This window comes from Micromonospora sp. DH13 (assembly GCF_020873825.1).
Classification (GTDB): Bacteria; Actinomycetota; Actinomycetes; order Mycobacteriales; family Micromonosporaceae; genus Micromonospora; species Micromonospora haikouensis.
Genome location: NZ_JAHWGR010000044.1, coordinates 42,124 through 58,978, shown reverse-complemented (window position 1 = coordinate 58,978; position 16,855 = coordinate 42,124). Strand labels below are relative to the sequence as shown.

Below are 16,855 nucleotides of genomic sequence, written 5' to 3'. Positions count from 1 at the left end.
CCCAAGGCAAAACCGACCGAGAGATCAAACGCTGCCTCAAACGCTACATCGCCCGAGACCTCTACCGACGCCTCGAAACCCCACCCCCACCACTTGACGCGGCATAGGAGCGTCCGCCCGGAGCGGGCGGGCCCCGGCGAACCCCACCCCGACCAGCAACAAGGGCAGGACCTACAGCGGGTATGTGCGGGCCACCGCCAGCATTTCCGAGCTGTGCGAGCCGACCACCCCGACGTCCGCCGGCCGGGGCCGGAACCCGGGGATGGCGTCCAGCCCGTCGCTGGCGTCCATGGCGCGCAGCGCCGCCGCCCCGGAGCCGCCGGCCAGCACGAGGGTGACCTCGATCCCCTCCGGTGGCGGGGCGTGGAACACGATCCCGAAGCCCCAGGGGGTGCCGGTGGCGCGTCCGCCGGGGACCGCCTGGCCGGCCACCACCGCCGACTCGACCTCGGTCGCGCCGTCGACGTGCAGGGTGAGCAGGCGTACCGGCCGCTGCGGGGTGACCCGCACCCGCACGGTCCGCTGTTCCGTGGACCTGGTGTCGGCGAGGACCTCCAGCTTCGGCGCGGGCAGGTTCGCCGCCTGCGCCGGCCCGGAGCGCAGTTCGGTGTCGCCGAGCCCGGGGAAGTCCGCGACGGTCGTGGCCCCGTCGACGAACTGGGCCGTCCACGGCTGGGGGTCGGTCTCGTGGCTGAGCCAGCGGGCCTGGCCGGTGCCGGCGTCGAGGGCGTACATCAGGTGGGTGGGCACGGGGTGGGCGGCGTCGAAGCGGTCGACGGCGAGCCCGACCCCGGCGAACACCGCCGCCGCGAGCCCGGCGGCGACGGCCGGGAGCGCGCCGGCCCGGCGGGCGCGGGCGGCGACGAGGCCGCGCTGGCCGCCGGCCTCGGGGTGCAGCAGGTCCACCACGGGCAGCGCGGCCAGGCCGAGCAGCACCGCGAACAGCGCGGCGACGCCGCCCATCGCCATGCCGAGCGCCGGGAACAGCAGGACGACGGTCGGCAGCAGGATGACCACGGCGACCGCGCCGGCCCCGGTCGCCGCGACCACGGGCCACGGGCCGTCGATCCGCACGGTGAGCGCGATGAGCCCGGCCGCCGCGCCGGCCAGGGCGGGCAGGGTCGTCAGGTACGCCCCGCCGGGCACCAGCACCGCCAGCACGATGCCGAGTACGGCAAGCCAGCCCAGCCCGCCGATCGCGAGGGCGGCGGGGCCGACCCGGCGGCGGGTCAGCGCGTACCAGGTGAACAGGGTCGCGGCGGCGAGCGCCACCACGGCGAGCCGGTACCAGGTGGGCCGGTACGGGTCGAGCAGCTCGGCGTATCCGGGCCGGACGGCGGTGACGCCCGCCCAGAGCAGCTGTGCGCCCAGCGGGGCGACGACGATCGGCACCAGGCCCAGCGCGAACCCGGCGGCGAGCCGCCCGTACGTGGTCCGGCCGCGCCGCTGGGCGAGCCAGCCGAGCGCGGCCACGGCCAGCAGGGCGGCCACGGCCAGCGGCAGGACCAGCCAGCCGGGGTAGCGGGCGAGCCCGCCGGGGACGGGGAAGTAGGTGGCGTCGTGCCCGGCGTCGAGGGCCTTGAGGTCGGCGCGGCCGAACTCGCGGGCCAGGCCGAGCGCGTTGTCGCCGTGCTGCTGGAGGCTGGCCCGGTCCATCGCGGCCGGGGTGTCCAGCGGCGTGTGGTAGACGGCTCCGCCGTCGATGTAGGCGGAGTTGAGCCCGACGAAGCCGGCCCGGTCGAGGAACGCGGTGAAGTCGGTGTCGTTGGGCAGCGCCCGGTAGATCTCCACGGCGAACGAGGTGCCGACGGGGTGCGGGGCGGCGCGGCCGAACACGTCGACGAGCTTCGCGTTGTCCCGGGACGTCTCGAACATGATCACCGGGCCGGTCGAGCCGCGCGCCTCCAGGTTGAGCACGACCCCGCCGTCGGCGGCGAGCGGATGGTCGGCGGCGAACGCGGACGCCCCGCAGAGGCACGCCTCCTCGGCGTCGGTGAGCACGAACACGACGTCGTTGCGGGGGCGGGGGCCGGCGGCCAGCGCGCGGGCCACCTCCAGGATGGTGGAGGTGCCGGCGGCGTCGTCGTTGCCGCCGGGGCCGGACTGCACCGAGTCGTAGTGGGCGACCAGGAACACCTTGCCGGTGGGGTCGGTGCCGGGCAGCCGGGCGACGACGTTGCGGACCCGGGCCAGGGTCGACCCGGCGGCGGCCCCGCTGAGCTGGCCGGCCTCCCGGGCGACGGTGTCCTGCACCGAGGTCTCCAGGCCGAGGCCGCGCAGCACGCCCTCCAGGTGCGCGCGGACCTGGTCGTTGGCCGGGCTGCCGGCCGGGTGCGGCCGGGCCGCGATCGTCTCCACGGTCCGGTACGCCCGCGCGGCGCTGAACTCGTCGGCGGGGGCGTCGGCGGGGCGCGGGGCGGGGGTGTCCAGGTCGTACGCGACGGTGCCGCCGACGGCGAGCAGGGCGGCGAGCGCGGCGAGGGCGGCGAGCGGGCGGCGGCGGGGGCGGGCCAGCGCCCGGTCGGCGGCGCGGGTGGGGGGCGGTGCGCCCACGGGTACTCCTCGGGGTGGGGCCGGGCCGGGCCTCGGGGTGGTGGGCCAGGGTGGGCACCATCCTGCACCGTCGGGCCCCGCGGCGGGACTCCCCGCGGCACTTGTTCCCTTTGTCCGCGCCGGGTGGTGACCGGCGGCATCCCGTCCGTGCCGGACCCGTCGTGTTGTGTGGGAGCGTTGTCTAATACAGGATCAGCAGGGCACTCGGAAGGAGCCCGACATCACCAGCGATCTCCCGCGTCCCGGTGCGGTGACGCGGCCGCCCCGGGGGGCCGGCTCTGCCGGTTCCTCCGTCGTGCCCCGGGCGTTCCCGGCCGCCGGCGGCCTGGGTCACCACCCGGTGCTGCCGCCCGGCGAGCGGCTGCGGGTGCTGCTGGTCGAGGACGACGAGGGCGACGCCTTCCTGGTCGGCGAGTTGCTCGCCGAGACCAACTCGTCGATCGACCTGCTGGTCGCGACCAGCCTGAGCGAGGCCCGGCAGCGGGTGATGGGCGTCGACTGCGTGCTGCTCGACCTCGGCCTGCCCGACGCGCAGGGGCTGGACGGGCTGCGCCAGGTCCTGGAGATGTCCAGCGGCGCGGCGGTCTGCGTGCTGACCGGGCGCTCCGACGAGCACCTGGGCATCGTCGCGGTCGCCGAGGGCGCGCAGGACTACCTGGTCAAGGGCCAGGTCGACGGGGTGCTGCTGACCCGGGCGCTGCGCTACGCGGTGGAGCGCAAGCGGGCCGACGTCAACGCGCGGCGGCTGCGCGAGGTGGAGCTGCGCCAGGCCGAGTCGGCCCGGTTGGAGCGCGGCCTGCTGCCCCAGCCGCTGATGTCGACCGACGAGGTCGCGGTGCACACGTTCTACCGGCCCGGCCGGCACGCGGCGCTCATCGGCGGCGACTTCTACGACGTGGTGCAGACCCGCCCGGACCGGGTGGACCTGATCGTCGGCGACGTGTGCGGGCACGGCGTGGACGAGGCGGCGCTGGGGGTGGAGCTGCGGGTGGCGTGGCGGGCGCTCGTGCTGGCCGGGGTGCCCGACGACGAGGTGCTGCCGGCCCTGGAGCAGGTGCTGATGAGCGAGCGCCGACTCCAGGAGATCTTCGCCACCGTGGCGACCGCCCGGCTCGACCTGGCCGGCAACGCGGCCACGGTGCGCCTCGCGGGGCATCCGCCGCCGCTGCTGCTGTCCGGGGGTAAGGTCGCGCCCGTGCCGGCGCCGGGCGGCCTGCTGCTGGGCGTCCGCCCCCGCCGTCCCGTGGCCTTCGACCTGGAGTTCGACACCGATGACTGGTCCCTGTTGATGTACACCGACGGCCTGATCGAGGGGCGCGTCGGCGACGGCGACGAGCGGCTCGACGTCCCCGGCCTGACCGAGCTGCTCGGCGACCGGGACAATCTCGCCGTGCCGCTGGCCGAGCTGCCGGCGTGGCTGGTCGGGCGGGCCGAGCAGATCAACGGCGGCCCGCTCGCCGACGACGTCGCCATGCTCCTGGTCACCCGGGGCGGTGGCCGGTGACGGCACGCACCGCCGGCTGGACCCTGCGCCGCCGGGTCGTCGCGCTGCTCACCGTCGTGGGCGTGCTGCTGGGCGCGTCGGTGGCCGTGGAGATCGCCGTGGCCGCGAAGAACCGCGACTACACCCACTCGGTGCTCGACCGCACCGGCCCGCTGCGCGCCCAGTCGCAGGAGCTACTCAGCGTGCTGGTCGACCAGGAGACGGCGATCCGGGGGTACGCGCTGACCGGCGACCGCCGGGACCTCGAACCGTACGTGCAGGGCGGCGAGCGCGAGCAGCAGATCTACCGGAGCATGCGCGGCCTCATCGGCGTCTACCCGGCGCTGGCCCGCCAGCTCGACGCGGTCGAGGCGGAGGCGGGCCGGTGGCGCAGCACGGTCGCCGAGCCGGTGATCCGCACCACCGAGGAGCAGGGCACCACCGCCGGGCGGGCGTTGATCACGGAGGACTCCCGGCAGCGCTTCGACGTCATCCGCAAGTCGGTGAGCCAGCTCCAGGAGGGCATCCTCGTCGAGCGCGAGAAGGGCGCCGACAACATCTACCGCACCAGCAGCATGCTGGTGCTGCTGCTGGTCGGGGCGGCCCTGGTGGTGGCGGTCGCCGGGGCGGTGCTGCTGATCTCGCTGGAGCGGATGGTGGTCCGGCCGCTGACGGGCCTGGCCGAGCAGGTCCGCGAGGTGGCCAGGGGCGACTTCCAGCACCGCATCGCCGGCTCCGGGCCGCCGGAGTTCCTGCGGCTCGCCGACGACGTGGACGCGATGCGCCAGAAGATCGCCAAGGACCTGGCCGAGGTGCGGGAGGCCCGGGAACGCATCGAGTGGGTCAACAGCCAGCTCCAGAAGCAGGCCGAGGAACTGGTCCGGTCCAACCGGGACCTGGAGCAGTTCGCGTACGTCGCCTCGCACGACCTGCAGGAGCCGCTGCGCAAGGTGGCCAGCTTCTGCCAGCTCCTGCAGCGCCGGTACGCGGGGCAGCTCGACGAGCGCGCCGACCAGTACATCGCGTTCGCCGTGGACGGCGCGCAGCGGATGCAGCGGCTCATCAACGACCTGCTGGCGTTCTCCCGGATCGGGCGGCTCACCACCGGCTTCACCGAGGTCGACCTCAACGGGGTGATGGGCGACGTGGCGGGGCAGACCGAGGCCGCCCGGCAGTACGCCGACGGCGAGCTGACCTGGGACGCGCTGCCGACGATCCGGGGCGAGGAGCCCCTGCTGACGAACCTGCTGGCCAACCTGGTCAGCAACTCGATCAAGTTCCGCCGCCCGGACGTGCCGCCGAGGGTGCACGTCTCCGCGCGGCTGGTGGGCGACGAGTGGGAGATCAGCTGCCAGGACAACGGCATCGGCATCGAGCCGGAGTTCGCGGACAAGATCTTCGTGATCTTCCAGCGGCTGCACTCCAAGGACGCGTACCCAGGCACCGGCATCGGGCTGGCGATCGTGAAGAAGATCGTCGAATACCACGGCGGCCGGGTCTGGGTGGACACCGACACCGCCGAGGGCACCGCGATCCGGTTCACCCTCCCGGCGCTGCCCGAGGACGTGGAGGCGGCCGCGCGGGCCGCCGAGCAGCCGCCGGCCGGCGAGGCGGCGGGCGACGAGGCGACGGCGGGCGACGAGGCGACGGCGGGCGACGAGCCGGCGACCGGCGAGGCGGCCGGGGCCGACCCCGTGGAGGGCGGCGCGCCGGTCGAGCCGGCCGACGACGACGGGGCCCGGGTGGAGGTGCCCCGGCCACGCGGCGCGCGGGCGGAGGGGACCGACGGGACCCAGGACAGCGACGGCACGAAGGAGGCGGTGGGATGACCGCGCCCGCAGACGGCAAGAGCCCGATCGAGGTCCTGCTGGTCGAGGACGACCCGGGCGACGTGTTGATGACCCAGGAGGCGTTCGAGGAGCACAAGCTCCGCAACCGGCTGACCGTCGTCTCCGACGGCGCGGAGGCTCTGGCCTACCTGCGCCGGGAGGGCAAGTACGCGGACGCGGTGGCGCCGGACCTGATCCTGCTCGACCTGAACCTGCCCCGCCGGGACGGTCGGGAGGTGCTGGAGGAGATAAAGCAGGACGAGCAGCTCTGCCGCATCCCGGTGGTGGTGCTGACCACCTCCCAGGCCGACGAGGACATCCTGCGCAGCTACCAGCTGCACGCGAACGCGTACGTCACGAAGCCGGTCGACTTCGAGCGGTTCATCGCGGTGGTCCGGCAGATCGACGAGTTCTTCGTCAGCGTGGTGAAGTTGCCGCCGCGTGGCTGACCTCACCGACACCCTGACCGACGACGTCGCCGAGCTGCTGCACCGCGCGGCGACGGACGTCGTGCTGCCCCTGTTCCAGCAGCTGGACGACGCCGACGTGACGGAGAAGGCCCCCGGTGACCTGGTCACCGTCGCCGACCAGCGGGCCGAGGAGCTGATCAGCGCCGGGCTGCGCCGGCTGCGCCCCGCTTCGGTGGTGGTCGGCGAGGAGGCGGTCGCCGACGACCCGTCCCTGCTCGGGCATCTGCGCCCCGGCGGGGCCGGCGGGCACCTGAGCGGCGGCGGCGACGTCTGGCTGGTCGACCCCGTCGACGGCACCGCCAACTTCGCCGCCGGCAGGCGCCCGTTCGCGCTGATGGTGGCGCTGCTGACCGGCGGGGAACAGGTCGGCGCGTGGGTGCTGGACCCGCTGGGCGGGACCCTGGCCGTCGCCCGCGCGGGCCACGGCACGACGGTGAACGGTGTGCCGGTGCGCATCGGCGACGCCGTGCCGCCGCCCGGCGAGCTGCGCGGCACGGCGATGACCCAGTTCCTGCCGCCGAAGCTGCGGCGGCGGGCCGAGGCCGGCGGGGAGCGCATCGGCGCGCTGCTGCCCGGCCAGCACTGCGCCGGTCGGGAATACCTCGACATGCTCGTCGGCGAGCAACAGTTCGTGCTCTTCTGGCGCACCCTGCCGTGGGACCACGCCCCCGGGGCGCTGCTGGTCCGCGAGGCCGGCGGGGTGGCCCGCCGGTTCGACGGCAGCGACTACCACCCGGCCGAGGACGCGCCGGGGTTGCTGGTCGCCGCGAACGAGCGGGTGTGGGCCGAGGCCCGCGAGGCATTGATCCTCGACTGAGATCCGTGGGAGCCTCCGCCGGGGCGTCCGCCGCCGTCCGGTCCGGTATCCTGACCGGCGGTCTCCGCCAGCGGGCCGTCGCCCGGCGTCGGTGGGGGCCGCCGCGCACCACCGGGAGCCGGTGGTCGAGGGAAGGGACGCCGCCGTGCCCAGGACCAGCCTCATCCGGCGTCGCGGCCGGGGGCCGCTGACCGTGCTGCTCGTCGCCGTGGCGCTGCTGCTCGGCGTGGGCGCCGTGCCGGCCGCCGCCGAACCCAACGAGGGCGGCACGAAGAAGCTGCGCGAGGCGCTGGAGTCCGCCGCCAAGGGACACATCGAGGCCAAGGCGAAGCTCGACAACTCCAAGCGCCGCCAGCAGCTGCTCACCACCCAGCTCAAGACCGTCGAGACCCGGCTGGTGGGGCTGACCGCGCAGGTCGGCGAGGTGGCCGCGCAGTCGTACCGGCTGGGCCGGATGACCGCGCCGGCGCTGCTCATCCAGTCGGTGTCCCCGGAGGCGTTCCTGAACCGCGCCGTCGAGCTGGACGTGATGGCCCAGCGGGACAGCCGCCGGTTGCGCGAGATGATCGAGACCCGGGACGAGGCGAACCGCGCCAAGATCGCCATCGACGCCGAGGTGCGGGAGCAGCAGAAGCAGCTCGCGGCGCTGGCCAAGAAGAAGCGGGAGGCCGAGACCGCGCTCGCGGCGGTCAGCTCCGGCAGCGGCTCCGGGTTCAGCGGCGGCTCCGCCTCGGCCAAGCCGGCCCCGCGCAACTCCGACGGCAGCTGGCCGTCCGAGTCCTGCTCGGTCAACGACCCGACCACCTCCGGCTGCATCACCCCGCGCACCCTGCACGCCCTCCAGCAGGCCAAGGCCGCCGGCTACAAGCGGTACGTCTCCTGCTACCGCAGCGGCGGCAGCGGCGAGCACCCCAAGGGGCGGGCCTGCGACTTCTCCGCCGCCACCAACGGCTTCAAGGACGAGACGGCCACCGGTGGCGACAAGGCGTACGGCGACAGCCTGGCCAACTACTTCAAGAACAACGCCAGCCGGCTCGGCGTGCTCTACGTGATCTGGTACAGGCAGATCTGGATGCCGAACACCGGATGGCGGGCGTACAGCGGCAGCGGCAGCCCCGCCGCCGACCACACGAACCATGTTCATCTCTCGATGTACTGACCCGGGGGCCCAGCTTCGCTGCGTACCATCGCGACGGTGAGCAGCTCATCGTCGCCCGCCGCCGTCGCGCAGGCGCGGCCCGCGCCGCCCCCCGCCCGCGCCCTGCCCAACGGTCTCGCCGCGTTCCTGGTCTTCTTCTCCAGCGGGGCGGTGCTCGTGCTGGAGACCGTCGCGCTGCGCCTCGTCGGCCCGTACGTCGGGGTCACCCTGGAGGTGACCAGCTCCGTCATCGGCATCGCGCTGGGCGCGATCGCGTACGGGGCGTGGACGGGCGGCTGGCTGGCCGACCGGCGGGACCCGCGCGCCCTGATCGCCCCGGCGCTGGTGCTGGCCGGCATCGCCACGGCCGTCACCCTCCCCGTCGTCCGGTACGCGGGCGAGGTGCTGCGCGGCGGGGCGGCCAGCGCCGTGCTGCTGCTCACCGCGCTCGCCGTGTTCGTGCCGGCGGCGCTGCTCGCGGCGGTCACCCCGCTCGTGGTGAAGCTCCAACTCGCCGACCTGCGCCGCACCGGGCAGGTCGTCGGCCGGCTCTCCGGCATCGGCACGCTGGGCGGCATCACGGCGACCCTGCTGACCGGCTTCGTGCTCGTCGCCGCGCTGCCCAGCAGCGTCATCCTGCTCGCCCTCGCCGTGCTGCTCGGCGGCACCGGGCTGGGGCTCGGCGCGTACCTGCACCGGCAGGGGCGGGCGGGGCTGGCCGGGGCGGGGGCGGGGCTGCCCGGTCCGGGCCGGACGAAGGCCGTCCTCGCGGTGCTCGGGCTGGCCGGGGCGGGACTGACCACCATCGCCCCGAACCCGTGCGACGTGGAGACGGCGTACCACTGCGCGTCGGTGGAGACCGATCCCGGCCGGCCGTCCGGGCGGACGCTGCTGCTCAACTCCGCCCAGCACTCGTACGTCGACCTGGCCGACCCCACCCACCTGGAGTACGCGTACACGCAGTGGATCGGCGCGGCGGCCGACGTGGCCGCCCCCGCCGGGCAACGCCTGGACGCCCTGCACCTGGGCGGCGGCGGCTTCACCGTGCCGCGCTACCTGACCGCCACCCGGCCCGGCACCGACAACGCGGTCTTCGAGATCGACGGCGGCCTCGTCGAGCTGGACCGCCGGGAGCTGGGCGTGCGCCCCGGGCCGGGCCTGCGCATCGAGGCCGGCGACGCCCGGGTGCTGCTCGACGCGGAGCCCGCCGACAGCCGTGACCTGGTGGTCGGCGACGCGTTCGGGCACCTCGTGGTGCCGTGGCACCTCGCCACCCGGGAGATGGCCGCCGGGATCAACCGGGTGCTGCGCCCCGGCGGGATCTACGTGCAGAACGTCATCGACTACCCGCCCGGCCGGTTCGTCCGCAGCGAACTGGCCACCGTCGCCGCCGCGTTCCGGCACGTCGCCCTGGTCGCCCCGCCCGACGCTGTCGCCGGCCGGACCGGCGCGAACTTCCTCATCGTCGCCTCCGACGCGCCGCTGCCGCTGGCTCCGCTCGCGGGCCGGGTCAACGCCCTGCCCGAGGCGGCGATCGTGCTCGCCGGCGACGTGCTGACGTCCTTCGTCGGGGACGCGCTGGTGCTCACCGACGACTACGCCCCCGTGGACCAACTGCTCGCTACCGCCTGAAAGGGTGAAACCCTGACCGATTCTGACCGTGCGGGGTTAGGACGGCGCGGGTCGGGCAAAACCTCCGACCATGGGTGGAGCGGTCCGTAACGGCGCGCAGCTGCTCGGCGAGCGCTACCGGCTCGTCGAGCAGCTCGGCGCGGGCGGCATGTCCGTCGTGTGGCGCGGCTACGACGAGGTGCTGGGCCGGCAGGTCGCGGTTAAGGTGCTCGCCTCCCGGCTGGCCAGCGACCGGGCGTTCCGGCACCGGCTCCGCGCCGAGGCCCAGGCCGCCGCCCGGCTCTGCCACCCCAACATCACCAACGTGTACGACTACGGCGAGTCCGAGCAGGTCGGGCTGACCGTCCCGTACGTCGTCATGGAGCTGGTCGACGGCGGGCCGCTCAGTGCCCGGCTCGGCCGCGACGGGACGCTGCCCTGGCGGGAGGCCGTGACCATCGGCGCTGAGGTCACCTCGGCGCTGGCCACCGCGCACGCCCGGGGCGTGGTGCACCGCGACGTGACCCCGGGCAACGTCATGCTCACCTCCACCGGCGTGAAGGTCGTCGACTTCGGCATCTCGGCGCTGGCCGGGGAGAGCGAGAAGGGCGCGGAGGGCACGCTGCTCGGCACCCCCGCCTACCTGGCCCCGGAGCGGCTGGACAACGGCCAGGTCTCCCCGGCCACCGACGTGTACGCCCTCGGCCTGCTGCTCTACCGGATGCTCACCGGCCGGCTGCCCTGGCAGGCGAGCACCACCACCCAGATGCTGCGCGCCCACATGTACGCCGAGCCCGAGCCGATGCCGGACGTGCCGGGGCTGCCCGTCGAGGTGGCCGGGATGGTGCACCGCTGCCTGGCCAAGCGCCCCGAGGACCGCCCGGCCACCGCCGAGGTGGCCCGCACCCTCGCCGACGCGGCCGGGATGCTCGCCACGGTTCCGGTGCCGTCCGCGCCGGCCGGGGGCGACCCGGCCCGGCTCGACCCGGACGTGCTCGCCAACGCCGGCACCACGATCCTGCCCTGGTCGACGGAGACCGGCGCGCTGCCCTTCCCCGGCCGCACCCGCGCCCGGCGGGCGGTGGCGCGGCGGCGTCGGGTCGAGGCGGGGGTGGCGGCGGCCGGCCTGGTGGCGGTCACCGCGACGATGTGGGGGCTGACGTCCCGCAGCCCGGCCAGCGGCGGCATCGACCGGCCCATCGAGGCCCGGATGGGGCTGACCGGGCCGCCGCCCTGCGCCGTCGACTACGCGCTGCGCAAGGACTCCGGGAAGGACTTCACCGCCGAGCTGACCCTCACCAACACCTCCGAGCGGGAGCTGCGCGACTGGACGATGAGCTTCGCGTTCCCCGGCCAGCAGACCGTGACAAAGACCGACCCGGCCGTACGCCAGCAGGGGCGCACGGTCGAGGTGCGGCCCGCCGCCGGGCAGCCCGCGCTGGCACCCGGCGCGGCCCGGAAGGTCGCGCTGACCGGCCGGTACACCGGCACGAACCCGCTGCCGCTGGAGTTCCGCCTCGGCGACGCCGAGTGCCGCGTACGCGTCTCCGGCGTCGCCGGGACCGTGCCCACCGCCAAGCCGACCGCCAAGCCGACGAAGGCCCCGGCGAAGCCCACCACGAAGAAGGCCACGGTCGCGAAGGCCGGCGGCCCGGGCGGCGGCGCGAACAGCGGCTCGGGCGGCGGCGCGAAGGCCCAGCCCGACAAGCCGGACAAGCCCGCGAAGCCCGGCCCGCCCGCCAAGCCCGGTGCGCCCGGCAAGGGCAAGGGGAAGTAGCCCGGCCCGGCTCAACCCAGCGCAGCGCAGCTGGCTCAGGTCAGCTCGGCGAAGCGCTGCACCTGGGCGATGCTGCCCTCCACGATCAGCACGCTGCCCGGGGCGAGGACGGTGCCCGGGTCGGCGTACCGGAACCGCTCGCCGGGCAGCTTCGCCCCGACCACCATCACCCCGTAGCGGTCCGCCGGGGCCAGCTCGCGCAGCGGCCGCCCGACCAGCGCGTCCGGCACCCGCACCTTGGCGATGGCGAAGTCGTCGCCGAACTCGATGAAGTCGAGCATCTTGCTGACGATCAGGTGCGCCACCCGTTCCCCGGTCTCCGCCTCCGGGAAGATCACGTGGCGGGCGCCGACGGAGCCGAGGATCTTCGCGTGCTTCTCCGAGGTGGCCCGCGCCCAGATCTCCGGCACGCCCAGCTCGGTCAGCCCGAGGACGGTCAGCACGCTCGCCTCCACGGACGCGCCGATCGCCACGACCACGCGCGGGAAGTCCGTCACGCCGAGCTGCCGCAGCGCCCCCTCCTCGGTCGCGTCGGCCTGCACCACCCGGTCCAGGTACGGCGACCAGCGCTGCACCCGTTCGCCGTCGCGGTCGATGGCCAGCACCTCGTGGCCGAGCTGGGTCAGCGAACTGGCCAGGTGGCAGCCGAACCGCCCCAGCCCGATCACCGCGACGCCCCCGCCGTCTGAGTTCCTAGCCGACAATGGGTTGCTCCTCCGGGTAGCGGTACAGCCGTCGTCGGGTGTTCAACGCGATCGCCGACCCGAGGGTGAGCGGCCCGACCCGACCGACGTACATGAGGACGGTCAGCACGATCTGGCCCGGCTCGGCGACGGTCGACGCGACGCCCGAGGAGAGCCCGGTGGTGCTGAACGCCGAGGTCACCTCGAACAGTGCCCGGTGGTAGGCCATCCCCTCCGTGAGCAGCAGCATGAGGACGGTCCCGCCGACCACCAGCGCGACGCTGAGCAGGGCGACGGTCAGGGCCTGCCGCAGGCTGGCGGTGGACACCCGCCGCCGGCCCACGATGACGTCCGGCTCGCCGCGCAGCTCCGCCCAGATGGCGAAGCCGAGCAGAAAGAACGTGGCGACCTTGATTCCGCCCGCCGTGCTGGCGCTGCCGCCGCCGATGAACATCAACGCCACCAGCAGCGGAACGCTCTCCTCGTCCAGCCCCGCCGTGTCGAGGATGGCGAACCCGCCGGTGCGGATCACCGCGCTCTGGGTGAAGGTGGCCAGCACCTTGCCGGCGACGTCGTAGCCGCCGATGGTGCGCGGGTCGGGCCACTCGGCGGCGAGCAGCCCGACGAAGCCGACGACCAGCAGCACCGCGCTGCCCCACACGGTGAGCTTGGTGGCGATCGCCCAGCGGCCCGGCGTCCGCCACTCCCGGGACGCCTCGAACAGTGCGGGGAAGCCCAGCCCGCCGACGATCGTGCCGACCGCGATCGGCAGGCAGATCCACGGGTCCCGCGCGAACCCGACCAGGCTGTCGGAGAAGAGCGCGAAGCCGCCGTTGTTGAACCCCTGCACGGCGTGGAAGAAGCCGTACCAGAGGGCCCGGCCCGGCGGGTAGTCGTAGCCGAGCCAGAACCGGCCGGCGAGCACGGCGGTCATCACCAGCTCGCAGGCGGCCATGGTCCCCGCGATGCGCAGCAGCAGCCCGCGTACGTCGCCGATGCCGAACTCGGCGGTCTCGGCCTGCACCAGCAACCGGTTGCGTAGCCCGAGCTGCCGGGCGACCACGAGCACCACCAGGGTCGCGCCGCTGAGGATGCCGAACCCGCCGACCTGGGTCAGCACGGTGATCATCACCAGCCCGAACCCGTTCCAGTACGTCGGGGTGTCGACCACGGACAGGCCGGTGACGGAGACCGCCGAGGTGGCCGTGAAGAACGCCGTGCTGAACGGGGTGAACCGGTGCGCGTTGGTCGCCGCCGGCAGCATCAGCGCGCCGGTGCCGAGCAGGATCGCCGCCAGGAACCCGAACGGCACCAGCCGCACGGGGTGACGGAGAAACCGGTGCACCAGACAATCTTCCGTTCCCCGCCGACCGTCGGTGCCGAAACGGCCATCTGTCCGTCAACCCGCCCCGGTCTGCTGGGCGCGATCCCTCGACGACAGGAGACGGCGTTGCGACGTACCCTTTCCGCCCTCGGCCTGGCCGGCGCGCTGCTCGCGGCGGCCGTGGCGGTGCCGGCCATGAGCGCCTCGGCGAAGCCGGAGGCCGCCCCCGGTACCGCCCCGGACGCCGCCCCGCCGGCCGCCGCGGACCGGTCCCGAGCCGCCGACCGGCCGCTGGTCATCGGCCACCGGGGCGCGAGCGGCTACCGGCCCGAGCACACCCTGGAGGCGTACCGGCTGGCGATCCGGATGGGCGCCGACTACATCGAGCCGGACCTGGTCCCGACGAAGGACGGCCAGCTCGTCGCCCGGCACGAGAACGAGATCTCCGGTACGACCGACGTGGCGGCCCACCCCGAGTTCGCCGCCCGCAAGGCCACCAAGACCATCGACGGGGTGTCGGTAACCGGCTGGTTCACCGAGGACTTCACCCTCGCCGAGCTGAGGACGCTGCGGGCCAAGGAGCGGCTGCCCCAGGTGCGGGTCGCCAACACCGCGTTCGACGGCAAGCTCCCGGTGCCCACCCTCCAGGAGGTCATCGACCTGGCCCGCACCGAGAGCAAGGCCCGGGGCCGCACGATCGGCGTCTACCCCGAGACCAAGCACCCGAGCTACTTCGCCTCGATCGGGCTGCCCCTGGAGGAGCGCCTCGTCGCCGTGCTCAAGGCGAACAAGCTCACCCACCGCAACGACCCGGTGATCATCCAGTCGTTCGAGACGGCCAACCTGCGCAAGCTGGACAAGCTGACCGACGTGAAGCTGGCCCAGCTCCTCGACGCGTCGGGCCGCCCCTACGACTTCACCCTCGCCGGCGACCCCCGCACCTACGCCGACCTGGCCACCGCCTCCGGCCTCAAGTGGATCGCCGGGTACGCCGACGGCGTCGGCGCGAACAAGAACCTCATCGTCCCCCGGGACGCCGCCGGCAAGCTGCTCGCCCCCACCGCCCTGATCCGGGACGCCCACCGGCTCAAGCTGGTGGTGCACGCCTGGACGTTCCGGGCCGAGAACCAGTTCCTCCCGGCCGACTTCCGCATCGGCGCCGACCCGAACGCCCGCGGCGACATCACCGCCGAGTACGAGCTGTTCTACGGCCTCGGCCTGGACGGTGTCTTCGCCGACCAGCCGGACACCGCCGTCGCCGCCCGCGCCGGCCTGCCCCGCCACTGACCGAACTCGCACGAACGCGGCCCGCCCCCTCCGCCGGGGGCGGGCCGCGCTGGTTGGGCGTGCCGCGCTGGCCGGGTGCGCTGCGGCTGGCGGTGCGGCCCCCTGTTCTGCCGACTAGGGAGCTGATGTCGTAAATGGATCGGGCCCGCACCGTCACGTTCCGAGCGCAGGCTGGTCAGGCCGCGTGACCACACCTGTCACCTGCCGGTGCAGCAGACCTGTCCGACCTGGGTCGAGCAGCCCCGGCTTTCGGTGCCGAGTCATCTGCGACATCAGCTCCCTAGCCGGCGAGAACAGGGGCCCGAGCCCAGGCGTAGCCCGTCATGTCGGGCAGGTGGGGGTATCGGCGAGGCAGGACACGCCCATCTCCCCGACATGGAGTCGATCACCGCCGACCGCCGACCGCCGACCGCCGACCGCCGGCAGCCGGCGGGTGGCAGGTGGCGGTGGCGGTGGCGGTGGCGGTGGCGGGAGGCGACACACCGGCCGGTTGCCGGCGTGGCGATCGGCCCCCGGCACGTGCGGGGCGGCCGTGCTGCCATCGCGTGACTGTCCGGGCGGGCCACCCATTCATCGGTACTTGTGTGTTTCCGCCACATGGCTCGTGGGTGACGTCACTTCTAGCGTGATCCGACACATGACGTTAACTTTCTCCGAGTCCTCACGTGGAGTCGAAATGACGGTCCGGACGACGCGGCGGGTGTTCCTCTCCGCCGCCACGATGATGGCCGCGGCGCTCGCCGCCACGGCCTGTGGCAGCCCGCAGGACACCGCCTCCGGCGGCGGCGACGGTGCCGCCCCGGTGAAGGTCGGCCTGGTCTACTCCCAGTCGGGAGCGCTGGCCAGCTACGGCAAGCAGTACATCGAGGGGTTCCGGGCCGGGCTCGACTTCGCCACCAGGGGCACCGGCAAGGTCGGCGACCGGGCGATCGAGGTCACCGAGGTCGACGACGCGGGCGACCCGGCGAAGGCGGTGTCGGCGGCCAAGGACCTGATCGGCAAGGGCACGAAGATCATCGCCGGCTCGACGTCGTCGGGCGTGGCCCTCCAGGTGGCCCCGATCGCCGCCCAGAACAAGGTCCTGTTCATCTCCGGCCCGGCCGCCACCGACGCCGTGACCGGGGCGAACCGGTACACGTTCCGCTCGGGGCGGCAGTCCTACCAGGACGTGGTGACCGCGAAGTCGTTCATCGGCGACCCGACCGGCAAGAAGGTCGTCGTGTTCGCCCAGGACGGCGCGTTCGGCGACGCCAACGAGGCCGCCGTCAAGGCCGTGATCGGCGGTGCCGGGGCCACGGTGAGCAGCGTTCGCGCGCCGGCCAGCGCCACCGAGTTCACCCCGTTCGCCAGCCAGATCAGGTCTGCGAAGCCCGACCTGCTCTTCGTCGCCTGGGCCGGCACCACCGCCCCCGCCATGTGGCAGACCCTCGACCAGCAGGGCGTGCTCTCCTCGACCACGGTGGTGACCGGGCTGGACATCCGCGCGTCCTGGCCCACGTTCGGCGCGGCCGGTGCCAAGATCTCCTTCCTGTCGCACTGGTTCGACGGGGCCGCCGACACCGAGGCCGCGAAGGCCGCCAAGGCGAAGGTCCCCGGCGGCACCCTCGACCTGTTCCACCCCGACGGCTTCGCCGCCGCCCAGATGGTCGTGCGCGCGGTCGAGCAGGGTGGCGACGACGTGGACAAGATGATCAAGGGGCTGGAGGGCTGGAGCTTCGAGGGCGTCAAGGGCACCATGACGATCCGCGCCGAGGACCACGCCCTGCTCCAGCCGATGTTCCAGGCGAAGCTGGCCGGCAGCGGCAGCGCGTACACGGCGACCGCGCAGAAGAGCCTGACCGGCGACGAGACCGCGCCGCCGGTCGGCCAGATGAAGGGCTGAC

The 16,855-nt window shown here is 74.2% G+C and carries 12 protein-coding genes; 9 read left to right on the top strand and 3 right to left on the bottom strand.

The window, feature by feature from the left end; genetic code table 11:
* Positions 1-171: 171 nt before the first annotated feature.
* Positions 172-2,553: a M28 family peptidase gene (locus LPA42_RS29715; protein WP_228987024.1), complete on the bottom strand. Its 2,382-nt coding sequence runs from the start codon at positions 2,551-2,553 to the stop codon at positions 172-174.
* Positions 2,554-2,848: 295 nt separating this feature from the next.
* Between LPA42_RS29715 and LPA42_RS29710 the strand changes: the two genes are divergently transcribed.
* The 7 genes from LPA42_RS29710 to LPA42_RS29680 all read left to right on the top strand — a co-directional run bounded on the left by LPA42_RS29710 (position 2,849) and on the right by LPA42_RS29680 (position 11,678).
* Positions 2,849-4,057, top strand: a complete 1,209-nt coding sequence (locus LPA42_RS29710) for a PP2C family protein-serine/threonine phosphatase (protein WP_091276606.1) — start codon at positions 2,849-2,851, stop codon at positions 4,055-4,057.
* The gene (locus LPA42_RS29705; RefSeq protein ID WP_228987023.1) at positions 4,054-5,865 is read left to right on the top strand and encodes an ATP-binding protein; all 1,812 of its coding nucleotides are present in this window, start codon (positions 4,054-4,056) and stop codon (positions 5,863-5,865) included. Before LPA42_RS29710 ends, LPA42_RS29705 begins: the two co-directional genes overlap by 4 nt.
* Positions 5,862-6,314 carry a response regulator gene (locus tag LPA42_RS29700; protein WP_077938233.1) on the top strand — a complete coding sequence of 151 codons (453 nt, stop codon included), beginning with the start codon at positions 5,862-5,864 and terminating at the stop codon, positions 6,312-6,314. The genes LPA42_RS29705 and LPA42_RS29700 overlap by 4 nt, the downstream gene beginning before the upstream one ends.
* A complete protein-coding gene (locus LPA42_RS29695; RefSeq protein WP_077938234.1) occupies positions 6,307-7,152 on the top strand; it encodes an inositol monophosphatase family protein in 846 nt (281 codons plus the stop codon). The genes LPA42_RS29700 and LPA42_RS29695 overlap by 8 nt, the downstream gene beginning before the upstream one ends.
* Positions 7,153-7,297: 145 nt before the next feature.
* Positions 7,298-8,311, top strand: a complete 1,014-nt coding sequence (locus LPA42_RS29690; protein WP_228987022.1) for a hypothetical protein — start codon at positions 7,298-7,300, stop codon at positions 8,309-8,311.
* 36 nt (positions 8,312-8,347) lie between these two features.
* Positions 8,348-9,922 carry a fused MFS/spermidine synthase gene (locus LPA42_RS29685; RefSeq protein ID WP_228987021.1) on the top strand — a complete coding sequence of 525 codons (1,575 nt, stop codon included), beginning with the start codon at positions 8,348-8,350 and terminating at the stop codon, positions 9,920-9,922.
* Between the two features lie 70 nt (positions 9,923-9,992).
* Positions 9,993-11,678: a serine/threonine-protein kinase gene (locus LPA42_RS29680; RefSeq protein WP_077938235.1), complete on the top strand. Its 1,686-nt coding sequence runs from the start codon at positions 9,993-9,995 to the stop codon at positions 11,676-11,678.
* A gap of 35 nt (positions 11,679-11,713) precedes the next feature.
* On the opposite strand, the gene LPA42_RS29675 is transcribed toward LPA42_RS29680, so the two are convergent.
* Both LPA42_RS29675 and LPA42_RS29670 read right to left on the bottom strand, forming a co-directional pair.
* Positions 11,714-12,382, bottom strand: a complete 669-nt coding sequence (locus LPA42_RS29675) for a TrkA family potassium uptake protein (RefSeq protein WP_077938236.1) — start codon at positions 12,380-12,382, stop codon at positions 11,714-11,716.
* Entirely contained in the window at positions 12,372-13,706 is a 1,335-nt protein-coding gene (locus LPA42_RS29670; protein ID WP_077938237.1) for a TrkH family potassium uptake protein, read from the bottom strand. The genes LPA42_RS29675 and LPA42_RS29670 overlap by 11 nt, the downstream gene beginning before the upstream one ends.
* Positions 13,707-13,811: 105 nt before the next feature.
* Between LPA42_RS29670 and LPA42_RS29665 the strand changes: the two genes are divergently transcribed.
* The gene (locus LPA42_RS29665; RefSeq protein WP_077938238.1) at positions 13,812-14,972 is read left to right on the top strand and encodes a glycerophosphodiester phosphodiesterase; all 1,161 of its coding nucleotides are present in this window, start codon (positions 13,812-13,814) and stop codon (positions 14,970-14,972) included.
* A gap of 676 nt (positions 14,973-15,648) precedes the next feature.
* Complete coding sequence (locus LPA42_RS29660; protein WP_077938239.1) at positions 15,649-16,854, top strand: substrate-binding domain-containing protein; 1,206 nt, start codon at positions 15,649-15,651, stop codon at positions 16,852-16,854.
* Position 16,855 lies beyond the last annotated feature (1 nt).

Coding starts and splice junctions, on each gene's coding strand:
- LPA42_RS29700 (WP_077938233.1), top strand. CDS start 5,862: ATGACCGCGCCCGCAGACGGCAAGAGCCCGATCGAGGTCCTGCTGGTC.
- LPA42_RS29680 (WP_077938235.1), top strand. CDS start 9,993: ATGGGTGGAGCGGTCCGTAACGGCGCGCAGCTGCTCGGCGAGCGCTAC.
- LPA42_RS29660 (WP_077938239.1), top strand. CDS start 15,649: ATGACGGTCCGGACGACGCGGCGGGTGTTCCTCTCCGCCGCCACGATG.